The 24,489-nt window shown below is 72.7% G+C and carries 24 protein-coding genes; 16 read left to right on the plus strand and 8 right to left on the minus strand.

What is annotated here, in order from left to right:
- Positions 1-13: 13 nt before the first annotated feature.
- On the plus strand, positions 14-1,399 hold the full coding sequence (gene eccB / locus QSK15_RS30875) for a type VII secretion protein EccB (RefSeq protein ID WP_285797563.1): 1,386 nt from the start codon (positions 14-16) through the stop codon (positions 1,397-1,399).
- A 118-nt stretch (positions 1,400-1,517) separates the two neighbouring features.
- Here the strand turns inward: eccB and QSK15_RS30880 are convergent, their stop codons facing one another.
- Positions 1,518-2,123 carry a class I SAM-dependent methyltransferase gene (locus QSK15_RS30880; protein ID WP_285797564.1) on the minus strand — a complete coding sequence of 202 codons (606 nt, stop codon included), beginning with the start codon at positions 2,121-2,123 and terminating at the stop codon, positions 1,518-1,520.
- Positions 2,124-2,164: 41 nt separating this feature from the next.
- The gene (locus QSK15_RS30885) at positions 2,165-2,761 is read right to left on the minus strand and encodes a TetR/AcrR family transcriptional regulator (RefSeq protein ID WP_285797565.1); all 597 of its coding nucleotides are present in this window, start codon (positions 2,759-2,761) and stop codon (positions 2,165-2,167) included.
- Between the two features lie 104 nt (positions 2,762-2,865).
- On the opposite strand from QSK15_RS30885, the gene QSK15_RS30890 reads away from it, so the two are divergent.
- A complete protein-coding gene (locus QSK15_RS30890; protein WP_285797566.1) occupies positions 2,866-3,603 on the plus strand; it encodes an SDR family NAD(P)-dependent oxidoreductase in 738 nt (245 codons plus the stop codon).
- 56 nt (positions 3,604-3,659) lie between these two features.
- On the opposite strand, the gene QSK15_RS30895 is transcribed toward QSK15_RS30890, so the two are convergent.
- From QSK15_RS30895 to QSK15_RS30905, 3 genes are read right to left on the minus strand one after another with little or no spacing between them, the layout of a single operon-like run.
- Positions 3,660-4,526, minus strand: a complete 867-nt coding sequence (locus tag QSK15_RS30895) for a carbohydrate ABC transporter permease (RefSeq protein WP_030336367.1) — start codon at positions 4,524-4,526, stop codon at positions 3,660-3,662.
- Positions 4,526-5,482 (minus strand): carbohydrate ABC transporter permease, encoded by a 957-nt coding sequence (locus QSK15_RS30900; protein WP_285797567.1) that lies wholly within the window; start codon positions 5,480-5,482, stop codon positions 4,526-4,528. Before QSK15_RS30900 ends, QSK15_RS30895 begins: the two co-directional genes overlap by 1 nt.
- On the minus strand, positions 5,479-6,873 hold the full coding sequence (locus QSK15_RS30905) for an ABC transporter substrate-binding protein (protein ID WP_285797568.1): 1,395 nt from the start codon (positions 6,871-6,873) through the stop codon (positions 5,479-5,481). Before QSK15_RS30905 ends, QSK15_RS30900 begins: the two co-directional genes overlap by 4 nt.
- Before the next feature lie 115 nt (positions 6,874-6,988).
- On the opposite strand from QSK15_RS30905, the gene QSK15_RS30910 reads away from it, so the two are divergent.
- The 6 genes from QSK15_RS30910 (at position 6,989) to QSK15_RS30935 (ending at position 14,262) form a co-directional block, all read left to right on the plus strand.
- Positions 6,989-8,026: a zinc-dependent alcohol dehydrogenase gene (locus QSK15_RS30910; RefSeq protein ID WP_285797569.1), complete on the plus strand. Its 1,038-nt coding sequence runs from the start codon at positions 6,989-6,991 to the stop codon at positions 8,024-8,026.
- The gene (locus tag QSK15_RS30915) at positions 8,027-8,848 is read left to right on the plus strand and encodes a sugar phosphate isomerase/epimerase family protein (RefSeq protein ID WP_285797570.1); all 822 of its coding nucleotides are present in this window, start codon (positions 8,027-8,029) and stop codon (positions 8,846-8,848) included.
- Positions 8,845-10,233, plus strand: a complete 1,389-nt coding sequence (locus QSK15_RS30920; protein ID WP_285797571.1) for an MGH1-like glycoside hydrolase domain-containing protein — start codon at positions 8,845-8,847, stop codon at positions 10,231-10,233. Before QSK15_RS30915 ends, QSK15_RS30920 begins: the two co-directional genes overlap by 4 nt.
- Positions 10,234-10,285: 52 nt before the next feature.
- Entirely contained in the window at positions 10,286-10,684 is a 399-nt protein-coding gene (locus QSK15_RS30925; RefSeq protein WP_279517933.1) for an NUDIX hydrolase, read from the plus strand.
- Between the two features lie 40 nt (positions 10,685-10,724).
- Positions 10,725-11,237: a DUF2267 domain-containing protein gene (locus QSK15_RS30930; RefSeq protein WP_285797572.1), complete on the plus strand. Its 513-nt coding sequence runs from the start codon at positions 10,725-10,727 to the stop codon at positions 11,235-11,237.
- Between the two features lie 211 nt (positions 11,238-11,448).
- Entirely contained in the window at positions 11,449-14,262 is a 2,814-nt protein-coding gene (locus QSK15_RS30935) for an FtsX-like permease family protein (protein WP_352232242.1), read from the plus strand.
- A 33-nt stretch (positions 14,263-14,295) separates the two neighbouring features.
- Here the strand turns inward: QSK15_RS30935 and QSK15_RS30940 are convergent, their stop codons facing one another.
- On the minus strand, positions 14,296-15,534 hold the full coding sequence (locus QSK15_RS30940) for a hypothetical protein (protein ID WP_285797574.1): 1,239 nt from the start codon (positions 15,532-15,534) through the stop codon (positions 14,296-14,298).
- Between the two features lie 26 nt (positions 15,535-15,560).
- Positions 15,561-16,076, minus strand: a complete 516-nt coding sequence (locus QSK15_RS30945; protein ID WP_285797575.1) for an NUDIX hydrolase — start codon at positions 16,074-16,076, stop codon at positions 15,561-15,563.
- Between the two features lie 50 nt (positions 16,077-16,126).
- Here QSK15_RS30945 and QSK15_RS30950 point away from each other — a divergent pair, with 50 nt between their 5' ends.
- The 3 genes from QSK15_RS30950 to rox all read left to right on the plus strand — a co-directional run bounded on the left by QSK15_RS30950 (position 16,127) and on the right by rox (position 19,355).
- The gene (locus QSK15_RS30950; RefSeq protein WP_285797576.1) at positions 16,127-16,618 is read left to right on the plus strand and encodes a type II toxin-antitoxin system PemK/MazF family toxin; all 492 of its coding nucleotides are present in this window, start codon (positions 16,127-16,129) and stop codon (positions 16,616-16,618) included.
- 108 nt (positions 16,619-16,726) lie between these two features.
- A complete protein-coding gene (locus QSK15_RS30955) occupies positions 16,727-17,749 on the plus strand; it encodes a phosphotransferase enzyme family protein (protein WP_285797577.1) in 1,023 nt (340 codons plus the stop codon).
- Positions 17,750-17,927: 178 nt separating this feature from the next.
- Positions 17,928-19,355 (plus strand): rifampin monooxygenase, encoded by a 1,428-nt coding sequence (gene rox, locus QSK15_RS30960; protein WP_285797578.1) that lies wholly within the window; start codon positions 17,928-17,930, stop codon positions 19,353-19,355.
- Between the two features lie 4 nt (positions 19,356-19,359).
- Here rox and QSK15_RS30965 read toward each other — a convergent pair whose 3' ends face one another.
- Positions 19,360-20,010, minus strand: coding sequence for a GGDEF domain-containing protein (locus QSK15_RS30965; RefSeq protein ID WP_285797579.1), 651 nt, complete (start codon positions 20,008-20,010; stop codon positions 19,360-19,362).
- 265 nt (positions 20,011-20,275) lie between these two features.
- On the opposite strand from QSK15_RS30965, the gene QSK15_RS30970 reads away from it, so the two are divergent.
- The 5 genes from QSK15_RS30970 to QSK15_RS30990 all read left to right on the plus strand — a co-directional run bounded on the left by QSK15_RS30970 (position 20,276) and on the right by QSK15_RS30990 (position 24,488).
- On the plus strand, positions 20,276-20,515 hold the full coding sequence (locus tag QSK15_RS30970; RefSeq protein WP_088947853.1) for a DUF397 domain-containing protein: 240 nt from the start codon (positions 20,276-20,278) through the stop codon (positions 20,513-20,515).
- 142 nt (positions 20,516-20,657) lie between these two features.
- Positions 20,658-21,545, plus strand: a complete 888-nt coding sequence (locus tag QSK15_RS30975) for a Sco1979 family transcriptional regulator (RefSeq protein ID WP_285797580.1) — start codon at positions 20,658-20,660, stop codon at positions 21,543-21,545.
- A gap of 137 nt (positions 21,546-21,682) precedes the next feature.
- Positions 21,683-22,726 (plus strand): LacI family DNA-binding transcriptional regulator, encoded by a 1,044-nt coding sequence (locus tag QSK15_RS30980; protein ID WP_285797581.1) that lies wholly within the window; start codon positions 21,683-21,685, stop codon positions 22,724-22,726.
- A gap of 2 nt (positions 22,727-22,728) precedes the next feature.
- Entirely contained in the window at positions 22,729-22,932 is a 204-nt protein-coding gene (locus QSK15_RS30985) for a hypothetical protein (RefSeq protein WP_285797582.1), read from the plus strand.
- A 98-nt stretch (positions 22,933-23,030) separates the two neighbouring features.
- Positions 23,031-24,488, plus strand: coding sequence for a serine/threonine-protein kinase (locus QSK15_RS30990; RefSeq protein WP_285797583.1), 1,458 nt, complete (start codon positions 23,031-23,033; stop codon positions 24,486-24,488).
- Position 24,489 lies beyond the last annotated feature (1 nt).

Genomic DNA, 24,489 nt, shown 5'->3' on the forward strand with positions numbered 1-24,489 from the left:
CCGGAGGGGACTCATGCCGTCGCGGCAGGACCAGCTGCACTCCTACCAGTTCAGCGTCCAGCGGGCGGTCGCCGCCCTGGTCATGCGGGAGACCGATCCCGCGCAGTCGCCGTTTCGGCGGCTGGCCGGTGCCGGCCTGGCCAGCGTTCTGGTGGCGGCGATCGGGCTCGGTGGTTTCGCCCTCTACGGGCTGTTCGCCGGTGGCGGCAAGGGGTGGCGCGACCCGGGAGCGGTGATCGTGGAGAAGGAGTCCGGCGCCCGGTTCGTCTACCGCGCGCAGAAGCTGCACCCGGTGCTCAACTACGCCTCGGCGCTGCTCATCGTCGGCGCGGACCGGTCGAAGACCGTGCTGGTGTCCCGGCGCACGATCGACGGGGTGCCGCGCGGGCTGCCGTTGGGCATCGCCGACGCCCCCGACTCGTTGCCCGCTCCCGGCCGGTTGGCCGCCACGGCGTGGACGGTCTGCTCGACGATCCCGGCCGGCGCGGGCGCCCAGGGGCCCCGTTCGGCGTTGCTGATCGGCACCGAACCCGACGGTGGCCGGCCGCTGGGCGACGACGCGCTGCTGCTGCGTCACCCCGACGGCGGGCTGCACCTGGTCTGGCACCAGCGGCGGTACCTCGTCCGCGATCCCAGCCGGGTGCTGGCGGCGCTCGCCACCACCCGGGCGCAGGCGGTTCCGGTGGCGCCGGCACTGCTCAACTCGCTGCCTGCCGGCGTCGACCTCGCCCCGCTCGACCTGCCCGCGCTGGGCCGGCCGGCTCGTCGGGTGCCGGGTGCCGCGATCGGCACCGTCTACCTGGTGAGCAACTCCGGTGGTGGCCGGCAGTACGCGGTGGCGCTCGACGCCGGCCTGGCCGGTATCACCGAGTTGCAGGCGGGGCTGTTGCTGGCCCGCACCGGGCAGGTCGCGCCGGTGCCGATGACGTTGGGCCGGTTCGCCGCGCTGCCCACGGTGTCCGATCTCGCCCCGACCGGTCCGAACGCCCCGCCGCCGGCCCCGCCCCGGCTCGCAACCGCCGACGGCGGCGCGCTCTGCACCCGCGTCGGCGACGACGGCGGGGTGGGTGAGGTGCGCTGGGGCGTACCGCTGCGGGACCTGACGGCCGTGCCGCGCACCGCGCCGACCGGTGGTGCGGTGCTGGCCGACCACGTGGTGGTGGAGCCGGGCCGCGGCGCGGTGGTCGAGGCAGCGGCGGCGCCCGGCGCGACCGGCGGCGCGGTCTCCGTGGTCACCGACCTGGGTCGACGGTACGTGCTGGCCGACCGGGAGGTGCTGCCGATGCTCGGCTACCGCGACGTGCGACCGGTGCGGCTGCCGGCCGGGCTGGTCAGCCTGGTACCCGCCGGCGCCACCCTCGACCCGTCCGCCGCCCGAGCCGTCGCCGCCGGAGACTGACCATCCGAAACCCCCAGCGGTGCGCCATGACGGCGGCGATCAAGAGGTTTGCGTCAGAATGTGGCGCGAGCCCGACGCAAACCTCTTGATCACCGGAATGATATGCGGCAGGCGGTGCTCAGCCGGCCGGGCGGCGCAGGATGGTGACCGCGAACGGGGCGTCGTCGCGCCACGGGCGCAGGTCCCAGGTGGCGAAGCGGTGCTCCACGCGCAGCCCGGCCGCCACCGCGTCGGCGTCGAACGCGGTCAGCGGGTAGCCCCGTTCGGTGCCGAAGCCCACGGTCAGCACCCCGTCGGGTCGCAGGTGGCCGGCGACCCGACGCAGCACCTCCGGTTCGGTGCCGACGGCGACGAAGGCGAGGACGTTGCCGGCCAGCACCGCCGCGTCGAACGGCTCCGTCTCACCCAGCGCAGGCAGATCGAGCTCGGCGAGGTCGGCGACCAGCCACGTCGGGCCCGGATAGTCGGCGCGGGCCGCCGCCACCAGCGCCGGGTCGGCGTCGACCCCCACCACCGTGTGCCCACGCTGCGCCAGCGCGGCACCGACCCGGCCGGTGCCGCTGCCGGCGTCGAGGATCCGGGAGCCGGGTGCCACCAGGGTGTCGACCAGGCGGGCCTCGCCGGCCAGGTCCGCTCCCTCGGCGGCCAGCTTGCGGAACCGGTCGATGTACCACTGTGAGTGCTCGGGGCCGGTGTCGGTCGCCCAGCGGGTCGGGTTGGCCATGTGGCCACCGTAACCGGGCCGCTGGGGGAGCGGTGTGGGAGTCAGGGGCGGCGGCGTGGGTCCACCCGAAGACCGTCGAGGACGAAGTCGGTGTGCCGACGCCAGGCGTCGGCGCCCGCCTTCGGGTCGCTCCGCAGGATGCCGGAGTTCGCCAGGAAGATCGCGGTGAGGTCAGCGGGGCCGAAGTCCTCGCGTAGCGAACCGTCTTCCTGGGCCGCTTCGAGGAACGACGACGCGTGCACGACGGCGTCGTCGCACAGGCGCGCCAACTGCTCCGAGCCCGGGTACCGCCGCGCCATGATGTCGTCGAGGGCGGGCAGGGTGGCCTGGAGCTCGAGCAGGCTCGTCAGGTAGAAGCGGAAGCGGCTCCACGGGTCGGGAATGGCCTGGGCCTCGGCAGCGATGATCGCCATCTGCTCGCCCGCGATGATCGGGACGACGGCGTCGATGAGCGCCTCCCGGGAGCCGAACCGGTTGTAGAGGGTGCCCGTGCTGACACCGGCCGTGCGGGCCACCTCCTCCAGCGGCGCGCCGAGACCGTGCGCACGGAACACCTCAACGGCGGCGTTAGTGAGCTTTGCGAGGTTCTCCCGTGCGTCGCGCCGCAGCGTCGACTTGCCCGTTGCACCCGTCCTCATCCGCGACGACCTCCATAAGTTGATGGCACCCTCAAGTTGGTGCTAGCGTCGGTCAGGTCAACTTGAGGCAGTCCTCAATTTATCACTCGACCTGGGGAGTACACATGTCCAAGACCGTTGCAATCTTCGGCGCGGGAACCGGCCTCGGCCTCTCGGTGGCTCGACGGTTCGGCCGCGAGGGCTACCGGGTGGCCCTCGTCGGCCGCCGGCCGGACGCCCTCGACCGGCTCGTCGCCGAGCTGACGACCGACGGCATCGAGACGGCCGCGTTCCCGGCCGACCTGACGCGGACCGCCGAGGTGCCCGCACTGCTCGCCGCGATCACCGCGCGATACGGCGGCATCGACGTCGTCGAGTACGCCCCGATCACCACCGCGCCGTTCATCCCGGCGGCGGAGCTGACGCCGGAGGTCGCACAGGAGTTCGTGAACCTGTACCTGCTCACCCCGCTGGAGATCGTGCGTCAGGTCCTGCCGGCAATGATCGAACGCGGCGACGGGGGCATCCTCATCACGCAGGGCGCTTCGGCGGTCAACCCGGCACCCTTCATGAGCGGCGTCGGACCGGCGATGGCGGCGGCCCGCAACTACCTGCACAGCCTGCACGGCGAGGTTGCCGGCAAGGGTGTCTACGTCGGCACCTTGATGGTCAACGCCATGATCCTGGGCAGCGCCGGACACCGGGCGATGACCGCTGGCGAGCTGGGTGTCGACATGCCCCAGGGCGTCGAGATCCCCACTGTCGACCCGGTCGACCTTGCCGACCTGCTGTGGAAGCTGCTCAGCACCCGCGACCGCATCGAAGTGCTGCACCCCGACGTCGACTACAGCAGCGCCCTCTGAGCACGCCGAGCGGGCGCTGAACGGCGGCGACACCGCTCAGCGCCCGAGGGTGTCCCTCACCCCTTCTCCGCGCCGCTGGTCAGCCCTTCGGTGAGCAGTCGTTCGCTGGCGAAGAACAGGATCACGATGGGCACGGTGAGCACCACCGACCCGGCCATCAGCACTGTCTTGGGCACCTCCACCCCGTCGGCGAGCAGGGACAGCCCCAGCGACACCGTCCACCGGTTGGGCTTGTCGACCAGGAACAACAGCGCGAAGAGGAACTCGTTCCAGGCGATCATGAAGTCGTAGAGCGCCACCGCCATGATCGACGGCATGGCCAGGGGCAGGCTGACGCGCCGGATGATGCCGAGCCGACCGGCGCCGTCGATGGCTGCGGATTCCTCCAGACTGACTGGGATGGTCTCGAAGTAGTTCTTCAGCATGTAGACCGACACCGGCAACGTCTGCGAGATGTAGACCAGCACCAGACCGAACAGCGAGCCGCGCAGCCCGGCCCGGGTGAAGACCACGAACAGCGGGATCGCGATGACGATCGACGGGAACAGATAGACCGCCAGGAACAGGAAGTCCACCTGCCGCCGGCCGAAGAACCGTAGCCGGGCCACCGCGTACGCGCCGGGGATCGCGACCAGCAGGGTGAGCACTGTCGCCGCGACGGCGACCAGCCCGCTGTTGCGGATGAAGGTGAGGAAACCCTGGCCGCCGTCGTCGGTGGCCTTCAACACCTCGGCGTACGTGGCCACTGTCAGCTCACCGAAGCCGACCACCAGCGCGCCGGGGTCGAGCAGCAGCCGCTCGATGGGGCGTACCGAGAGCAGCAGCATGTAGTAGAAGGGGAAGACGGTGATCACCAGGAACACGGCGATCACCAGGCGGCGCAGCCACCGCAGGCTCACCGTCTCGACGACGTCCCGATCCATCAGCTCACCCTCCGTCCGAAGAAGCGCAGATAGATCAGCACGAACACGATGAGCACCACGGCCAGCACGACGGCCTGCGCGGCGGCGGCCCCGATGTCGGTACGGGCGGTGAGGAACTCGTACACCCGCACGCTGACCACCTCGGTGCCGGCCGCACCGCCGGTGAGCAGGTAGACGTCGTCGAACTTGTTGAACGTCATGATGAAACGCAGCACGCCCAGCAGGGCGATCACCGGCAGGAGCTGCGGCAGCAGGATGTGCCGGAACCGCTGGGTGGGGGTGGCCCCGTCGACCCGGGCGGCCTCCTCCAACTCGCCGGGCACCGCCTGGAGCCGGGCCAGCAGGAACAGGAACGCGAACGGGAAGTACCGCCACGCCTCGAAGATGATCACGGCGGCCAGCGCTGTCGACTCCTGGGTGAGGAACGGAACCGGGGCGTCCCAACCGAGCAGGCGTTGCCCCCACGCGTTGACGACGCCGAGCTGCGGGTCGAGCATCACCTGCCAGACGAACGTCGCCGCGACCACCGGTGCCACGTACGGCAGCAGCATGGACGCCCGGACCACTGTGCGGCCCCGGAACGGCCGGCGGACCACCAGGGCGGCCACCAGGCCGAGCACTATCGACCCGACGGTGCCGCCGATGCTGTAGATCAGCGTGACCCACAGCGTCTCGGCGAAGCCGGGGGTGTGCAGCACCCGGTCGATGTTGTCCATGGTGAAGTCGCCGAACAGGCCGGTCTTGCGCAGCGTGGCGAGCCGGACCCGCTGGAAGGCCAGCACCACTGTCCACACGATCGGGATGCCGATGACCACGATGGTGACGAGCACCGTCGGTGCGACCAGCGCGAGGCCGGCCCGGGATTCGCGGCGGCGCAGGGTCAGGGGTCGGCGCCGGGGTGGCGCCGGCCGCTCCCGGGTGGGGGAGCGGCCGGGGCCGGGCGCTGTGGTGGTCAATTGACGCCCGCCTTGATGGCGTCGACGTCCTTCTTGGCGCGGTTGGCGGTGGCCGCCGCCTCGGCCTTGCCCGCGACGAGGTCGCCCAGCACCTTGGGCACCGGCAGCTCGCCGAGCATCGCGCCGACCAGCTTGCCCTGCCCCTGACTGAGCCCCCACCGCCCGAAGGTGTCCGGGCTGCGGCGCAACGTGGCCAGCACCTCGTCGCCGTACACGTCGGCGAGGGGCTTCTTCGCGTCCACGCCCGCCTGGCTGGTGTTCCAGGCGGTCAGGTACGCCTCCGGCTCGGCCGGGGTGCCCTTGCGGACCGGGAAGCGGCCCTCGGGGGACATGCCGAACCAGCGCGGGTAACCGTCACTGAGCATGTACTCCACGAAGGACTTCGCCGGATCGGTCACCGCGCCATCCAGCACCGCCCAGGAGCTGATCTCGCCGTACTGGGCGGGTTCGGTGCCGTCCGGTCCCTTGATCGCGGTGACGAACCCGCTGTTCTTCGCCAGGAACCCCGGGTCGCTCTGGCACTGCGCGCAGGTCGGCTTGGCGTCGTTACGCAGCCCGGCCAGCTCGTCAAGGATGAACGGGGACCAGATCACCATGGCGGCCTTGCCCGCGAAGTAGGTGGCCCGGGTGGTGTCCACGTCCTGCGCGCCCTTGGTCGAGCTGGTGCGGATCAGGTCGCCGTAGAAGCGGAACGCCTCGACGCACTGGGGTGAGTCCAGGGTGACCGCGCCGGAGTCGTCGGTGAGCTGACAGCCGTTGGCCAGCGCCAGGTGCTCGAAGGTCTGCTGGGTGAACACGTCGCTGGGGGCGGTCGCGGCGGTGATCCCGGCGACGCCGCCGGTGTTCAGGCGTGCCGCGGCGGCGGTGATCCGCTCGTACGTGTCGGGGGCGGGCAGACCGGCCGCGGCGAACAGGTCCTTGCGGTAGACCAGCAGCTGCCCCCACCCGTCGCTGGGCACGGAGAGCTGTCTGCCGTCGTCGGAGGTCAACTCCAGCGCGCGCGGGGAGAACGTCTGCTTGCCCAGCTTGTCGACGACCTCCGCGTTCGCCGAGGCGTGCAGCAGCTCGTTGCCGGCGAGCGTACGGATGCCGGCGAGGGAGACGGACCCGACCACGTCGGGCAGGTCGCCGGCGGCGGCGTTTGCGGCGATCAGGGAGGGGAACTGGTCCTCGTTGACGGTCACGAGATCGACCTGGATCCCGGTCCTGGCGGTGAAGTCCGCGATGATCGCCTTGGTGGCGGTGACCCGGTCGGCCACGTCCTCCAGGCTCCAGACGGTGATCTTCTTGCTGTTGCTGTCCGGCTCGTCGTCGCCGCAGGCCAGCAGGGTGGACGTGGTCAGTGCCATGATCAGGGTGGTGGCGAGTATCCGCCTCGGAGGTGCTGACATCGGTGGCACTCCTCTCGAAGGGTACATGACGGATCCAACACCTTCGATTGATCAATAGCAAGACATATGGCGATTTCTTGCTATCCTGGAACCCAGTGCTACCGGGATGTGACACATGGGCAACTGGGTGGTCTCTCTCGCCGGGCCTCGACGCATCAGCCTTGAGCCCTGCCCGCCGGATCCGCTCGGCCCCGGCCAGGTCCGAGTCCGCACCTGCTACTCGGGCATCTCCGCCGGCACCGAGCTGACCCTCTACCGGGGCAGCAATCCCCGGCTCAGCAAGGACTGGGACGACGCCGCCCGGATGTTCGTCCCCCGACAGACCCCGGTGCCCTACCCGCTGATCGGTTTCGGCTACGAAGAGGTCGGCGAGGTCATCGAGGTCGCCCCGGAGGTCACCGACCGGCATCCGGGGCAGCTCGTCTGGGGCATCTGGGGGCACCGGGCCGAGGCGGTGCTCGCCGCCGACGCGGTCCGGGCGCTCCCCACCGGGCTGGATCCGCTCGCCGCCGTCTTCGCCCGCCCCGGCGCCATCGCGCTGACCGCCGTGCTCGCCGGCGACCTGCACCTCGGCGACTGGGTCGGTGTCTTCGGGCAGGGCGTCATCGGGCTGCTCGCCACCCGGCTCGCCGTGCTCTCCGGGGCCCGGGTGGTGGCCGTCGACCCGGTGCCCACCCGGCTGGCGCACGCCGCCCGCTACGGGGCGAAATCCACAGTGGATGCAACCGTCACCTCCGCCGCCACTGTGCTGCGCCAGGCCACCGACGGCCGGGGGGCCGACGTCTGCCTGGAGCTGTCCGGCGCGTACCCGGCGCTGCACGAGGCGATCCGCTCCACCACCCACGCCGGCCGGGTCGTGGCCGCCGGCTTCTACCAGGGCCAGGCCGACGCGCTCGGCCTCGGCGAGGAGTTCCACCACAACCGCATCCAGTTGGTCGCCGCCCAGGTCTCCGGGCCCACCCCCGCGCCGAGCATGGCCGGCCGGTGGAGCGGAGACCGGGTCGCGCAGACCTTCATGGACCTGGTGGCCGACCGCAGCGTCGACCCGCTGCCACTGGTCAGCCACGTCGTCGACGCCAGTGCGGTCGCCGACGCCCTCGCGCTGCTCGACCGCGGCGCCGGTGACGTCCTCCAAGTCGTGCTGAGGTTCTAGATGACCACCATCGCGCTGGCCTGTCAGGAACAACTCCTGCCGGGTGCCAACCTGATCCAGAAGTTCGCCCTCGCGGCCGCCCTCGGCTACCAGGGCATCGAGCTACGCGGACGCGGCGACCTCGCGTTCGCTCGCCGGCTGCCCGAGCTGCGCCGGGCTCGCGCCGCCGGGGTGGTGATGCCCACCGTCTGCGTCGAGATGGACCACTTCATCGGCGACTTCGACAGCGCCCGGTCCGCCGACGCCGTCCGCAACCTGCGCTCCCAGCTCTCGGTGATCGCCGAGCTGGGCGGCGTCGGGGTGATGACCCCGGCCGCCTGGGGAATGTTCTCCCGGCGGCTGCCACCGTTCGAGCCGCCCCGCCCGCCGGACGGGGACCGGCAGGTGCTCCTCGACGCCCTCGGCGAGCTGGGCGAGCACGCCCGGGCCGAGGGGGTCACCGTCTTCCTGGAACCCCTCAACCGGTACGAGGACCACATGGTCAACCGGCTCGACGAGGCCGTGGCGCTCTGCGCCACCCTCGGCCTGCCGTCGGTCCGGGTGGTCGCCGACACCTTCCACATGAACATCGAGGAGGACGACGTGCACCGGGCGCTGCGTGCCGCCGCGCCATATCTCGGGCACGTGCAGGTCAGCGACTCCAACCGGTACCAGCCCGGTGCCGGGCACCTGGACTGGACGGCGCTGGTGCGTACCCTCCTGGAGCTGGACTACCGGGGGTGGCTGTCCCTCGAGTGCCGGCTGCGCGGTGACCCGGTCCGCGCCCTGCAGCAGGCCGCCACCGTGTTGCGGCACGCGCTGCCCCGGCGGGCCGCCGCATGACCGCCGCCCCCGGCCCGCCCAGCGTGGGTACGCCCGCGGACGCCGCGTCGTCCGGCGTCGACGCCGGACGCACCGGTGGCCCGGCCGACCCGACCGGGCTGCGTCAGCTGGCGGTCGACACGCTCGACGCCAACTGGGAACACGACCACACGGTGCCCTCGCGCACCCTCTACCCGCACCAGTGGAGCTGGGACTCCGCGTTCATCGCGATCGGGTTGGCCCAGGTCCGCCCCGAGCGCGCCTGGCGGGAGCTGGCGAGCCTGTTCCGGGCGCAGTGGGCCGACGGCCGGGTGCCGCACATCGTGTTCAACCCGACGCTGCGGGTCGGCGCGTACTTCCCCGGGCCGGAGATGTGGCGCTCGGCCGACGTGCCCGGAGCACCGGTGGTGGCCACCTCCGGCCTGGTCCAACCCCCGGTGCACGCGCTCGCCGCGTTGCTGGCGTACCGGCGGGCCCCTGACAGCACCGGCCTGGCCGCGCTGCGCCGGCTCTATCCCGCGCTGGTCGCCCAGCAGCGGTACCTGGCCGAGCAGCGGGACGTGGCCGGCGACGGGCTGGTCTGCGTCGTGCACCCGTGGGAGTCCGGGTTGGACAACAGCCCGGCCTGGGACGAGCCGATGGCCGCGGTGCCGGCCGAGGCGGCCGTCATGTCCGCGTACCGTCGGCACGACACCGCGCACGCCGACGCCGCGCACCGCCCCACGGACCTGGACTACGCGCGATACCTGGCGATCGTCGCCGCCTACCGCGACCACCGCTACGCCGACCGCGACCTGGCCGCCGGTCACCTGTTCCTGGTGGAGTGCCCGCTGTTCAACGCCGCCTTCGGGGCCGCCGAACACGCCCTCGCCGAGATCGCCGCGCTCGTCGGCGGCGACCCCGGTCCGCACCGGGCCCGCGCGAGCCGGATCACCGAAGCCCTGGTACGACGGCTGTACGACCCGGACACCGGCACGTTCCAGCCCCGCGACCTGCGCACCAACCGGCTGCTGAGCGCCCGGACCGTGCTCGGGCTGGCACCGCTGATCCTGCCCGACCTGCCGACCCGGCAGGTCGACGCGCTTGTCGTCGAGGCCCGCTCGGCGCGTTTCGGGGTGGCCCGGCGGATGGCTCGGCCGTTGCCCACCTACGACCGCACCGCGCCCGACTTCGAGCCGCTGCGCTATTGGCGCGGGCCGAGCTGGCTCAACGTCGGCTGGCTGATCCGGCGCGGGCTGCTCACGCACGGGCATCCGGAGTTGGCCGCCGGGCTGCGCCGCTCGATGGTCGGGCTGGTGGCCGGGGCCGGCTGCCACGAGTACTTCCACCCGGACACCGGTGCCGGGCTCGGCTCACCGGCGTTCAGTTGGACCGCCGCGCTGCTGCTCGACCTGCTGGCCGACTGAGCGCGGGTTCCGGGTGGTAGCGTGCCCGGTCCCAGCGGCCGGAAGGAGCATCGTGCGCGAGATCGACAAGGTGGCCTGGATCCTCATCGAGGACGGCAGGGTGCTGAGCACCAGGTCGCAGGGGAAGGACGTCTGGTACCTGCCGGGTGGAAAACGCGAGCCCGGCGAGACCGACCTGGAGACCCTGCGCCGGGAGATCGACGAGGAGTTGAGCGTCGAGGTCGACGTGCGTGACGCCGTGCACCTGGGCACCTTCACCGCTCAGGCGCACAGCCACGCGACCGGCACCACAGTGCGGATGACCTGCTACCGGGCCGGGTACCAGGGCCGGCTTCGGCCGGCGAGCGAGATCGCCGAGATGGCCTGGCTCGGGTACGCCGACCGGCACCGCACCTCGGCGGTCGACCAGATCATCTTTGACCATCTGCTGGCCGAAGGGCTGCTGACCTAGCACCAGTTTGTCCCGCCCGGCCAGGGGTAACCGCCCGGGCGTGACCGACGGCGACGGGTTCCCGTACTTCATCGACGCGGTGTCCAACCGGTCCGGCCTGCCGGCCGAGCAGGCCGCGGTGCTCGCCCGGGCCGTACTCCAGACCATTGCCGAACGGGTCATCGGCAGCGCGCCCGGCGACCTGGTGGGGCACCTACCGGACGAGGTCGGCGGCTACCTGAGCGGCCCAGCCCCGGATGCGGCCGGGACCGGCGGGCCGACCCCGGATCCGGTGGTGCCCGTCGGCTCGGACCCCGGCATGGACGCGATCGACACCGGCGTGGGTCTGGATGTCGGCGGCGCCACCGCCGTTCCGCCTCCGCCGGACGCCGGCCCGGCCGAGTTCCTGCGGCTGGTGGGAGAGCGCGCCGGGGTGGACCCGGCCACCGCCCAGGCCGGAACCGGGGCCGTCTTCGCCACCCTGCGGTCGGCGATGACGGTACGGGAGTTCCGGGAGATGGTGGCGCGACTGCCGCGCGACGGCGACGGCAGCCCCATGCTCACGCCACCCTGACCGGCCGCTGCGGCGAGGTCCGCTCGCGTCGCACGGGGTTGATGTGTCTGCGCCGCGTTCGGTACTTTCGGCTCTCGTGCCGAGCAGTGCGGGGGCAACGCGATGGCAGAGCTGTCTGGTCCGAGCGGGCAGAGCACCACCGGGCGGCCGACCGATCGCGATTGGTCCGCCCTCATCCACGACGACCAGGTCCGCTGACGCCGTGTGGCGAATGGTCCGGTTGCAGCTGCGGAACACTCCCGGCCGATCCCTGGCGATGTTCGCCGCTGTTCTGATGGCGACCACCGGTTTCACAGTGCTCACCGGTGCCGCGAGCACCTCCCGGCTGGTCGCGAGCGGTTCCGTCGACGGGCAGTTCCGGCCGTCGTACGACATTCTGGTTCACCCCGCGGCGCCGGTCACCGGCCTGCTGCATCAGGACCGGCCCACAGCGGCCTACGGCGGCATCACGCTGGACCAGTGGCGGCAGATCGAACAGGTCCCCGGCGTCGAGGTGGCCGCCCCGCTGGCGGTCCTCGGAATCGCCGACATCCAACCCGACCTGCGGGTGGACGTGACGGAGCAGGTCGACCGGTCGGCCGAGCGGCAGGTCATCGAGATCGCCCGCCGGATCAGCGGGGACCGCGGACTGAGCACGGTGACGGCCGCGCCGGCCTACGTCTACGTGTCCCGGCGGCCTCTGGTGCCGCTGGCCGACCTGAACAGTCAAGCGTTCATCTACGCCGACGGCACCCGGGTTCGCCAGCCCACGTCCGCCGCCGAGTGTCCCGGCACCGGTGGCGGCGGCCCGCTGGAGGTGCAGCCGGACGGCCGGCGTCGGCAGGTGTGCGACATCGCGGCGGGCAGCTTCGACCCGGATGCCCGGCGCACCCAGGTCGGCACCATCGATGCGTACCAGTTGCTCCCCGACGGCACCTTCCGGCGTGCCTCCGTGTTCACGTCCGGCCGTCCGGCGTCGGTGGTGCCGGCGACCGCCCGGCTGGAGATCCAGCTGCCGTCGGTGGCACCGGCGGTGATCGCCGCGATCGATCCGGCGGCTGAGGCGCGCCTGGTCGGCCTGGACCAGGCGGTGCGTCGGGGCCGCTACCTGACCGGCGTCGACGCCGTCGCCCCGGCGGGCCGCGTCGCGGGGACGTCCTCCCTGCCGCCGAACGGCCCGGCCGGGCGGACGCTGCCGGTGCTCGCCGCCGACACCCTCGCCGTGGACGAGCGGATGGACGTCTGCGTGTCCCGGCTGACCGGCCGGGTCGCCGACCAGGTGCCCGGCACCGCGACGCAGGCGCTCTGGCCGCTGCTGAATGCCTCGGCGCAGGGGCCGTCGCAGGCGGTCCAGCACGACCTGGCGCAGCTCTACCGCGCCCGGCTCGACGCCGCAGTGGCCGAGCGCGCTCCACTCTCCGCCATGATGACCCTTCTCCGGCCGGGACCACCGGCCTACGCGCCGCAGCCGGATGGGAGTGACCAGCTGCTGCCCCGATCCGACGGGCCCGACGCGGCCGACCCGACGATCGACGACGCGTGGCGGGATTCCTGGTTCGGTACCGGCGGTGCCGCCACCGCGGATCCGGTGAGCCTGGCCGACCGGTCGGGGTGGTCGGTCACCCCGGTGGGCAGTTTCGCGCCCGACGCGCTCGAATCCGCCGCCGCGCAGCAGGCACTCGACCTCTACCGTCCGACCCCGCCGGTGGGTGCCGACGCCCGCTCGCGTGATCTGCTCGGCGACCGCGCACTGCTTGCCGCGGACGACCCGCTCGGTTACCCGCGCCAACCGCCCAGCCTGCTGACCAGCTTGACCGCCGCCGGCGAGCTGTACGCGAGCGTCGCGCCGGCGTTGGCCGCCGCCCCGCTGAGTTCCGTACGGATCCGGGTCGCCGGGATCGACCGGTTCGACGCGGTGGCGCGGGAACGGGTCCGGATGGTGGCGGACGAGGTCGTACGGCAGACCGGCCTCACCGTCGAGGTGGTCCTGGGTGGATCGACGGTACGCAGTCCGGTGCTGCTACCCGGGGGCGAGTTCGGTCGTCCCGACCTGAACCTGGTGGAGGCGCGTACCCGCAAGGGTGTGGCGACCGAGATCGTCACCGCCGTCGATCGTAAGAACATCCTGCTGCTGGGGTTGCTGCTGGTGGTCTGCGCTCTGCTGGTCGGCAACGCGGTCTCCACGGCGGTTCGGGTCCGCAGACGCGAACTGGCCGTCCTGGCCTGCATCGGCTGGCCCGGCTGGCGACTGAGCATGTTGGTCCTCGCCGAGACCACGGCACTCGGACTGACGGCGGGGGTGTTCGGCGCCGGCCTGTCGGTGCTGCTCGGCCGGTTCGCCGGGGTTCAGGTCTCCGGTGCGGTGACAGTGCTGTGCGTGCCGCTCGCGGTGCTGCTGACCGCGGTGGCCAGCGCCCTGCCCGCACTGCGGGCCGCCCGGACCCGGTCGGCGGAGGCGCTGCATCCGAGCGTGGCACCGGCCCGGCGAGCCGCGGCGGGAAGCCTCGCCGGGCTCGCGGTGGCCAATCTCCGACGGGCACCCGCGCGTACGATCGCCGGCGCGACGAGCCTGGCGGCGGGCGTCGGCGCGGTGACGCTGATCCTGGCGGCGCTCTGGGCGTTCAACGACGGCATGGTGGGCTCGCTGCTCGGTGAGGCGGTCTCCGTGCAGGTGCGCGAAGTGGACCTGGTGGCGGTCGGCGGAGTGCTGCTGTTCGGGGTGCTCGGCGTGGCCGACGTGCTCTACCTCAACGTGCGGGAACGGTCGGCAGAGTTCGCCACGCTCCGGGCCGTGGGGTGGCCCGACGTCGCGCTCAACCGCCTCGTGGTCTACGAGGCGATCGGCGTCGGGGCGCTCGGCTGCGTCCTCGGGGTCGCCGCCGGTCTCGGCTCGGTCGCCCTGCTGGTCGGTCGGGTGGATGGCCGGCTGGCGTTGCTGGCACTGGCCGTCACGGGGGCGGCGCTGTTGCTCACCGTGCTCACCGCGCTCGTGCCGGCGATCCTGATCCGACGGTTGCCGATCGCCGTTCTCCTCGGCGAGCAGTGACGATCACCCGGGTCACGGCTCGTCGCCCCGGGGTCACCGGTCGGCGGCGTCGGCCTCGGGCAGTTCCTCCGGCTCGCTGATCCAGGCGGAGAAGACCGGTACCCCGTGCCAGGGGCGAGTGACGCCGTCGGCCCCGGTGTCGGTGGCGACGGCCACCACGGCGTACGGGTGACCGAAGCGCATCTCGGCGGTGCGGGCGACGCCCTCCGGCGGCAGACTGGTCAGCCCGAACATCCCGGTCACCGCCGCCGCCTCGAAGCCGTACCGGCCGAACCGGGCCACCGCCGTCTGTCGCGCCTCGACGTTCTCGATCGGCAGCGCCAATGTCTTCGCCAGCGTCGCCGACGCGGCCGGGAAGCCGAGCGCCGCAGCGGTCAGGTCGTGCTCGCTCCGGGCCGACCAGCAGGGGAGGACGGCGGTGTGCCGCTCTTCGCGGCCGTCGCGGGCCCGGGTGCGCACCCGCTCCTCGGTCACCGTCCATAGCGGTGTCACACCGAGCGGCAGGTCGAACAGGGATCGGCTGTCGGCCGGTTGCGCGCCGTCGGCAGCGCCGGCGCTGAGGTCGTACGCGATGGCCAGCACGTCGGCCGGCGGCACCTGCGGTGCGGCGGCAACCGAGACGACCAGCAGCCCCGCGCCGTCGGTCGTCTGGGCCGGTGCGGCGTGCACGATCACGTCACCGGCCTGCGCGGTGGACACGATGGCGCAGCGGTGACCCTGGCTCGGGCTGCGCAGCGCCCGCCGCAGCTGGCCCGCCCACGGGCTGTCGGCGCCGAGTGCGCGGGCGTCGGCGACGTCGAACGGGGTGGCCCAGGACACCCGGGTGGCCAACGCGCTGGCCAGGGCCAGCACCACGTCCGGTCCGACCCGCAGGGGGAACGTGTCGATCAGGCCGAGGGTGTGCTCACGCGCCCAGGCGTCCAACCCGGCCTGGTCGGGCAGGACGCCGACGTCGGTAGCGGTGGGCAGCGCGGCCCGCCACGCCGGCGGCCCGTTGACCTGCCCCGGCCGGTGCCAGAGCGCGGTGGCGGCCCCGACCAGCGGGTGCGGCGCGTCCAACAGGGTTCGGGCGACCTCGGCCGCGTCCGCCGCATCGGTGCCCAGGGCGCGCGCCAGGTCCCTGGTGGCCGGGTCGGAGGTGTCCGCCGCGGCGGCGCAGACCGCGAGCAGGAGCCAGGCCCCGAGCGGGGACGCGACGTGATGCCGGTCGCCGACCGTGGCGTGCAGCCGTGCGGCGTACGCGGAGAGGGGCCCGTGCAGCGCTGTCGTCATGCCCCTACTCTCCCCGCCGGCCTGGCTCACGACCACAGCTCGAACGGCTCGTCGATCTCCGTGCCGGCGAGGAACGGGGTGATCAGCCGAGGGAGCTGCCCGGGGTAGAACCGTTCCCGGCTGGCCACCACCTCCGGCAGCGGCCACCAGCGGAAGCCGAAGTAGTCCTCCCGCTCGTAGTCGAGCCGGTGTGTCTCGTCCACGTCCGGGCCGGGGCCGCCCAGCCGTACGGCGACGACAACTTCGTCCTGCACGTGCCGCACCTGGCGGTGCAGGAAGCTGGCCCGGCGCCGCCAGTTCGGGGCGCCCACCTGGTCGGCGATGATCACGATGCCGGTCTCCTCGAGCAGTTCCCGCACCGCCGTGTCGCGATAGGTCTCACCGGCGTCCATGCCGCCGCCCGGCAGCTCCCACCAGGTGCCCAGCCGGGGGTGGTCCGGGTCGTGGGTGTGGAACAGCAGGACCCGTCCGGTGCCGTCGGTGACCACCACCCGCACCGCGCGTCGCTCAAGGATCGGTAGGTCGCGGGGGAGCTCGTCCATGGGGCCAGTCTGTCGCAAGATCAGCAGCGGCGGCGGGTAGGCTGCCCGCCGTGGCTGGTCTGTTGAGGAATGTCGCGGCGCGTATCTCCCGGGTCGGTGCGGTGATCCCGTCGCCCCGCCGTACCGGGCCGGCACCCGCGCAGGTGGCCCGCCGCCGTCAGGTGAGCGCGTTGCAGCGCCGGGAGCTGACCTACGCCCCGGAGCGGGACGGTCAGGCCGACCCGGGTGAGATCGTCTGGACGTGGGTGCCGTATGAGGACGACCCCCGCCAGGGCAAGGACCGGCCGGTGCTGGTCGTCGGGCGGCACAGCCGGACCCTGTTCGGGCTGATGCTGTCCAGCCAGAGCGAGCGGGACGGGCAGCGGCACTGGTTCGCGCTCGGCCCGGGGGAGTGGGACCGCGACAACCGGCCGAGCTGGGTCCGGCTGGACCGGGTGCTCACCATGCGCGAGGACAGCATCCGCCGGGAGGGCGCGGTGTTGGACCGGCCCCGGTTCGACCGGGTCGGGCAGGCGCTGCGCGCCAACTACGGCTGGCGCTGAGCGCGTACCGGCCGGCTCCGGAGTGGGGCGGGCCGACAGAGCCGCACCCGGTGGTCGCGGTCGACAAAATCGCTCGGTCGGCGGCCGGAGCGCTGGCATGGTGTCGGCATGGCACAGGACGTCGTGCGGCAGGTGGTCGAGCGGGTGGGGACGGGCTTCGGCCTGCGACTGTCCACGATGGAGCGCGTCAGCCACGGTGCGGACCAGCACGCCCGACTGTGGCTGGCCCAGGCCGCTGACGGCGGTCGGTACGCGGTCAAGCTGAGCGGTGGCGGCACCCCGGCCGGTCTGGTCGTGACGGCGTACCTGGCCGGGCAGGGGGTGCCGGGCATCGCCGCGCCGCTGCGGTCCGTGGACGGACGGCTGTCCATCGACCACGACGGCCGCCGCCTCTCGGTGGTGCCGTGGGTCTCCGACGAGCGGGCGCTCGACGGCCCGATGACCGGGGCGCACTGGCGCGCGTACGGCGAGGTGCTGGCCGCCGTGCACGCGGTGCCGGTGACCGGGGAGCTCAGCCGGTTGCTGCCGGCGGGCGGGGCGGCGTACCCCTCGATCGTGACCGCGACCCGGGCGGTGGCCGAGCGGTTGCGCGACCCGGACCCGGGCGATCTCGCGGACCCGCTGGCCGCGGAGCTGGCGGGGGTGTGGTCAGCGGTGGCGGACCGGCTGCGGTTCCTGACCCGCGAGGTCGAGCGCCGTGCGGCCGACCAGCGTGACGGGCCCGGCTCGCACGTCGTCTGCCACGGTGACCCGCACCTGGGCAACCTGCTGCTCGGCGCGGACGGGCAGGTCTGGCTGATCGACTGGGACGACGCGGTGCTCGCCCCGCGTGAGTGCGACCTCATGTTCGTGCTCGGCGGGGTGCTCGCCTTCGCGCCGATCACTCCCGACCAGCAGCGGGCCGTGCTCGCCGGCTACGGCACGACCGAGGTCGACAGGCCGCGCCTGGCCTGGTTCCTCGCGGTCCGCGCGCTCGACGACCTCAGCGACTGGACCCGGCAGGCGTTGGACCTCGACGCCGAGGCGGCCGACCGGAGCCGAGCGGCGCGGATCGTGCGCGGGCTGGTGTCACCGGTGGGCCTGGTCAGCCTCGCCGACGCGGCGTTGCGCGACCTCGACCGACAGCGCTGAGCAGCGGGCAGGTCGGCTACGGCGGGCACGTCGGCTACGCAGGCAAAAAGTAAGGCAAAGAGCGAACACGCTCCCTGCCACCTCCAACATATATCGCACCCGGGGCCTTGCGGCAAGACCCGGGTGGTGCAGCAGAATCTCCAGCCGACGCCCAAATCTGGAAAAATCGGGGGATTCCATGATCGATGTGATCATTGCTGGCGGTGGGCCGACCGGCTTGATGCTGGCCAGCGAGTTGCGACTGCACGGGTTGCACGTGCTGGTGCTGGAGAAGGAGACCGAGCCGACCAAACATGTCCGCGCGCTCGGCCTGCACGCGCGCAGTATCGAGGTGCTGGACCAGCGGGGCCTGCTGGAGCGCTTCCTCGCGGTCGGGCAGCAGTACCCGGTCGGGGGCTTCTTCGCCGCGATCCCCAAGCCGTCGCCGGGCGGGCTGGACACCGCACACGGGTACGTCCTCGGCATCCCGCAGACCGTCACCGACCGCCTGCTGAGCGAGCACGCCAGCAAGGTCGGCGCCGAGATCCGGCGCGGCAGCGAACTGGTCGGGCTGAGCCAGGACGACCACGGGGTGACGGTGCGGCTGGCCGATGGGACCCAGATGCGTGCCCGCTACCTCGTCGGCTGCGACGGCGGTCGCAGCACCGTGCGCGGGCTGCTCGGTGTCGGCTTTCCCGGCGAGCCCAGCAGCGTCGAGACCCTGCTCGGTGAGATGGAGGTGGGTGTGCCGCCGGAGACGGTGGCCGAGGTGGTGGCCGAGGTCCGCAGGACCCACCTCCGATTCGGTCTCGGGCCCCTCGGGGAGGGGGTGTACCGCGTCCTCGTCCCGGCCGAGGGGGTGGTCGAGGACCGCACGGTGCCGCCGACCATCGAGGACTTCAAACGCCAACTGCTGGTGTACGCGGGCACCGACTTCGGTGTGCACTCACCGCGCTGGCTCTCCCGTTTCGGTGACGCCACCCGGCTGGCCGAGCGGTACCGGGTCGGGCGGGTGCTGCTGGCCGGCGACGCGGCGCACATCCACCCGCCAACCGGTGGGCAGGGGCTCAACCTCGGCATCCAGGACGCGTTCAACCTCGGTTGGAAGCTGGCGGCCGAGATCGCCGGCTGGGCGCCGCAGGGGCTGCTGGACAGCTATCACCGCGAACGTCATCCGGTGGCCGAGGACGTCCTGACCAACACCCGGGCGCAGATGCTGCTGCTCTCACCCGAGCCGGGGCCTCGCTCGGTGCGCCAACTGTTGTCGGAGCTGATGGACTTCGAGGACGTCAACCGGTACCTGATCGAGAAGGTCACCGCGATCGGTGTCCGCTACGACTTCGGCGAGGGACACGACCTGCTCGGTCGTCACCTGCGCGACGTACGGCTGAAGCGGGGGCGTCTCTACGAGCTGATGCACGGTGGCCGCGGCCTGCTGCTCGACCAGACCGGTCAGCTCTCGGTCGCCGGCTGGGCGGAGCGGGTCGACCACGTCGTCGATGTCAGCGAGGAGTTGGACGTGCCCGCCGTGCTGCTGCGGCCGGACGGCCACGTGGCGTGGGCCGGCGACGATCAGAGCGACCTGCTCGGCCAACTGTCCAGGTGGTTCGGCGCGCCGGTCTCCTGAGCGGTCAGCGCTCGGTGAGGAACGCGCTGTCGACCAGTTGGCGCGGTGACCGGGCGCCCCCGAGGCTCTTGGCCTGGTACATGGCCGCGTCGGCGCGGCTGAGCGCGTCGGTGAGCTGGGCCGGGCCGCTCACCGGGGCGAGCCCGACGGAGGCGGTGACCCGCACGCTGCACCCACTCAGCCGGATTGGCGCGGCGACGGTCTCGCTGAGCCGGCGGGTCGAGTGCTCGATCCAGCGGCGGTCGACGGTGGGGCTGGACAGCAGACCGGCGAACTCGTCGCCGCCGAGGCGGGCCACGAGGTTGTCCCCGGCGAAGCCGGCGAGCCGCTCGGCCACGCTGATCAGCACCTGGTCGCCGGCGGCGTGCCCGTACCGGTCGTTGATCTGCTTGAAGTCGTCCAGGTCGAGCACCACGGCAATCAGCGGCTGGCCGGCGGCGTCGGTGAGCAGGGCGGCCGCCAGGCGGTAGAAGGCGCGTCGGTTGGGCAGCCCGGTGAGCGGGTCGTGGCTGGCGGCGTGCCGTTCGGCGGCCAACTCGGCCTGGAGGTGGCTGATCTCGGCCTCGGCGCGCACCGCCCGGCGGCGTAGTTGCCAGGAGGAGAGCAGCGCGCCGGCCGCGCAGACGCCGGAGGCGACACTCATCGGATCCGGCACGAACCCTCCCATCGCCGCGACCGCCTCCAGCCTTCGGTTGACGCGGCGCGCCGCGTCGGGCCCAGTTTTGCCTGATCGTTGCCCGTGTGGGGGTAACACAAAGTGAACGGATGGGCACCGATCATGTGCGTTATCATGCTCGCCGTCGGATGCAGATGCAATAGCAGATGCACGTGCAGAACCGTCCAATGTCGATACCGCACCCCCTCGCCGTCACCGCTCCTCCCACGGCCAGCCGGCGGGCTCGTAACAGAAAGACGCCTCCATGCATCAGCCACCCAATGGCGTACCGATCCATCAGTTGCCCCCGCTGAGCTGGCAGAAGAGCCGCCGCAGCAACCCCAGCGGCAACTGCGTCGAACTCGCCGAGCTGCCCGGGGGAGCGGGCATCGCGGTCCGCAACTCACGACACCCGGAGGGGCCGGCGCTGATCTACACAGTGGACGAGATCGCCGCCTTCGTTCTCGGCGCGCGGGACGGTGACTTCGACCATCTGATCAACTGACCGTCGGGGGGTGGGTCGTCCCGGCGACGGGACTTATTCACCGACGTGGAGGAGTTCACCTCACTGTCGGTCCATGGCATGCTTACACGTCGGCCGGGCCGGGGCGCCCGGCCGTCGTGGGTCGGTGTCCGGAGGTCCGCACGTGACGATGGTTCCCGCCGAGGGTGGCCCGACAACCGGGCCGACCGTGCTGCGCATGCTGCTCGGCGCCCAGCTGCGCCGCCTCCGGGAGTCCAGCGGGGTGACCCGGGAGGGCGCCGGTTGGGAGATCCGCTCCTCCGAATCCAAGATCAGCCGGATGGAGCTGGGCCGGGTCGGCTTCAAGGAGCGCGACGTCGCCGACCTGTTGACGCTCTACGGCGTCACCGACGAGCACGAGCGCGACGCGCTGCTCAAGCTCGCGCGGGACGCGAACAGCCCCGGCTGGTGGCACCGCTACGGCGACGTGTTGCCGTCCTGGTTCCAGTCGTACCTCGGCCTGGAGGCAGCCGCCGCGCTGATCCGTAGCTACGAGGTGCAGTTCGTGCCCGGCCTGTTGCAGACCCCGGAGTACGCCCGGGCGGTGGTGCTGCTGGGACACGGGACGGCCGGTCCCGGCGAGATCGACAGGCGCGTCGCGTTGCGGATGCAGCGTCAGCAGCTGCTGCACAGGGAGAATCCGCCGCAGCTCTGGGCCGTGGTGGACGAGGCGGCGCTGCGCCGGCCGATCGGTGGCACCGAGGTCATGCGCGGTCAGCTCACCGCGCTCATCGAGGCGACCAAGTCGCCCCACATCCGACTCCAGGTGATCCCGTTCGCCGCCGGCGGTCACGCTGCCGCCGGGGGCGCCTTCACCATCCTGCGCTTCGGCGACCAGGAGCTGCCCGACATCGTCTACATCGAACAGCTCACCAGCGCCATCTACCTCGACAAGCGCGACGACCTGGACTACTACGCGGTGGCGATGGAACGGCTCTGTGTCGAGGCCGAGCCGCCGGAGCGTACGGCGGAGATCCTCGACCGGCTGCTGGACGAGACGTACCCCGCCTGATCCTCCGCCACGCCGGCCCTCGCGGGCGGTGTCCTTCAGTTCACGTATTGACCGACGCCGACCGGTCGGGCTAGTCTCTGTATCGATACAGACTGGATCGATACAGAGAGGTGCCGGTGAAGCCAACACTGCAAGCCGTGGCCGACGCCGTCGGCGTCTCCCGCAGCACCGCGTCCAACGCCTACAGCCGCCCCGACCAGCTCTCCGCCGCCCTGCGCGAGCGGATCCTGGACGCCGCCCGGCAACTCGGCTACCCCGGCCCCAACCCCACCGCGCGCTCCCTGCGCCGAGGCTTCGTCGGGTCGATCGGGGTGCTGTTCACCTCACAACTGTCGTACGCCTTCACCGACCCGTTCGCGGTCCGCTTCCTCGCCGGTGTCGGCGCGGCGGCCGAGCGGCACGGCACGAGCATGCTGCTGGTGCCGCTGCCGCCGGCGGTAACCGACGCCCGACGGGCGGTGGAGAACGCCGCCGTCGACGGGTTCTGCGTCTACTGCGTCGCCGACGAGGAATGGGCGCTGGACGTCATCCGTCACCGCGGGCTGCCCTTCGTCAGCACGGCATCCCGCGACGACGCCGGCGCCGACGAACGGTACGTCGGCATCGACGAGCGGGCCGCGGCGCGCAGTGCCGCCGCGCACGTCGCCGGGCTCGGGCACCGTCGGGTGGCGTTGCTCGCCGACTCCGTGCTGCCCGACGCGCCGGCCGGCCCGCTCACGGTGGCCAGCGTCGACCAGGTGCGGCACCCGACCACCCGGGGCCGGCTCACCGGGTTCGCCGACGCCTTCGCCGAGGTCGGCGTCGGCTGGGCCGAGCTGACAGTCGTCAACGCGCCCGGCAACAGCCGCCCAGCGGCAGCGGCGGCCGTCGCCGAGCTGTTCGACCAACCCGCACCGCCGACCGCCGTGCTGGCCGGATCCGACGTCCTCGCGCTCGGTGTGCTGGACGCCCTGGCCGCGCGGCCGGCCCACGATCGTCCGGCTGTGTCGGTGACCGGCTTCGACGACGTCCCCGAGGCCGCCGCGGCCGGCCTCACCACTGTCCGGCAGCCGGCCGAGGAGAAGGGCCGGATCGCCGCCGAACTGCTGCTCGACCCGCCCGCGGACGCCGCGGCCGGTCACGTGTTGCTGCCCACCGCACTCGTCGTCCGGGACTCCACCGGACCTGTCCCGAGGAGTTGACCATGGAACTGCCCACCGGATACGTCACCGCGCTCGACGCCATGAACCGGCACGTCAACTCGGCTCGACCGGACGCCCCGGTCCAGGTCGAACACCCCCGCCGGGCCCTGCTCGCGCCGACCCGGGAAGTCACCGCCCTCGCCCTGCGCCGGCTCGCCGACCGCATCCAACCGCGACCGCTGCCCGGCACCCCGCGCTGCTCCTGACCCGAACCAACCCCATTCCGGTACGCACGGGACGACCAGTACGGGGTCGGGCACACAGAGTGGTCGACAGCGGCGTTGCCAGGCAGACTGGGGAAGCCATGTCTCCGCTCAGGCCCACCCTCCGCCTCCACGACCGCTACGTCCTGCACGAGCGGATCGGTCTCGGTGGCATGTCCGAGGTCTGGCGCGGCGACGACGAGGTGCTCGGGCGGCCGGTGGCGATCAAGGTGCTCGCCGGGCAGTTCGCCACCGACCCGCAGCTGCGGGCCACCATCCAACGCGAGGCCCGCGCGGCCGCCCGGCTGACCCACCCCCACGTCACCCAGGTGTACGACTACGCCGAGGCGACCCTGGCCGACGGCGTCGTCGTGCCGTACCTGGTGATGGAGCTGGTCGAGGGTCACAACCTGGCCGACCGGCTACGGTCCGGGCCAATGCCGTGGCCGGAGGCGGTCCGGGTGGCCGGGCAGATCGCCGCCGCGCTGGCCGCCGCGCACCGCATCGGCGTCGTGCACCGCGACGTCAAGCCCGGCAACGTCATGCTCACCGACACCGGCGCCAAGGTGCTCGACTTCGGCATCGCCGCGCTCGGCGGCCTCGACAGCCAGTCCGGCGAACCAGTGATGGGCACCCCCGCCTACTTCGCCCCGGAACGGCTCACCGCCGGTCCACCCGACCCGGCCAGCGACGTGTACGCCGTCGGCGCACTGCTCTACCGCACCCTCACCGGGCAGGCGCCACTGCCCGTGCAGAGCTGGGAAGACGCCCTGGAGGTGCACCGGCGGGGCACCCCGGTGCCGCCGCTGCGGGTGCCCGGCCTCCCCGCCGACATCGCCGAGCTGACCGTCGCCTGCCTCGCCGGCAACCCGGCCGACCGGCCGAGCGCCGCGCAGCTGGCCCGCCGCTTCGGCGCCGGTCAGCCGGTCGAGCCGCCCACCGAGCTGCTGCGCATCAGGCCCGCCGCCCACCCGCCCACCCTGATCGACCGGTCGGTGCTGGCGCGTCCCGTCCCGGCTCCCGCCGCGCCGGCCCGACGTCGACAGCGTCGGCCCCTCGCCGCGCTCGTCGCGGCCGTGCTGGCCGTGCTGGTCGGCGTCGGCGCCCTGTTCGCGCAGAACCCGTTCGACAACCCGGGCGCACCCGACCCGGCCGAGATCGCCGAGGCGCCCTCGACCTCCGCGCCGGCCCCCGCGCCCACGACGACTTCGCCGACGCCGGCCGCACCGTCCACGCCCCCACCCTCCGCCAGCACCGCGCCGCCGACGGGCGGGCAGCAGATACCGGTCAGCTTCCGGGAGGTGACCAGCGAGTTCGCCGCCGTCCTCGCCACCGCCGTCGCCCGCGGCGACGTCGACCCGAAGACCGCCGAGGACCTGCGCGACGACCTCGCCGACCTCAACCGCCGCACCAGGGACCGCGCCAAGCGCGTCGACGACCTGCGCGACCGCATCGCCGAGTTGGTACGACGAGATCGCCTACCAGCGCAGACAGGCGCGAAACTGGACGCTCTGCTCACCCGGGCCGGTAGCTCCTCCTTCGGCCGTACGGACGACTGAT

Source organism: Micromonospora sp. NBRC 107095 (genome assembly GCF_030269705.1).
Taxonomy (GTDB): domain Bacteria; phylum Actinomycetota; class Actinomycetes; order Mycobacteriales; family Micromonosporaceae; genus Micromonospora; species Micromonospora parva.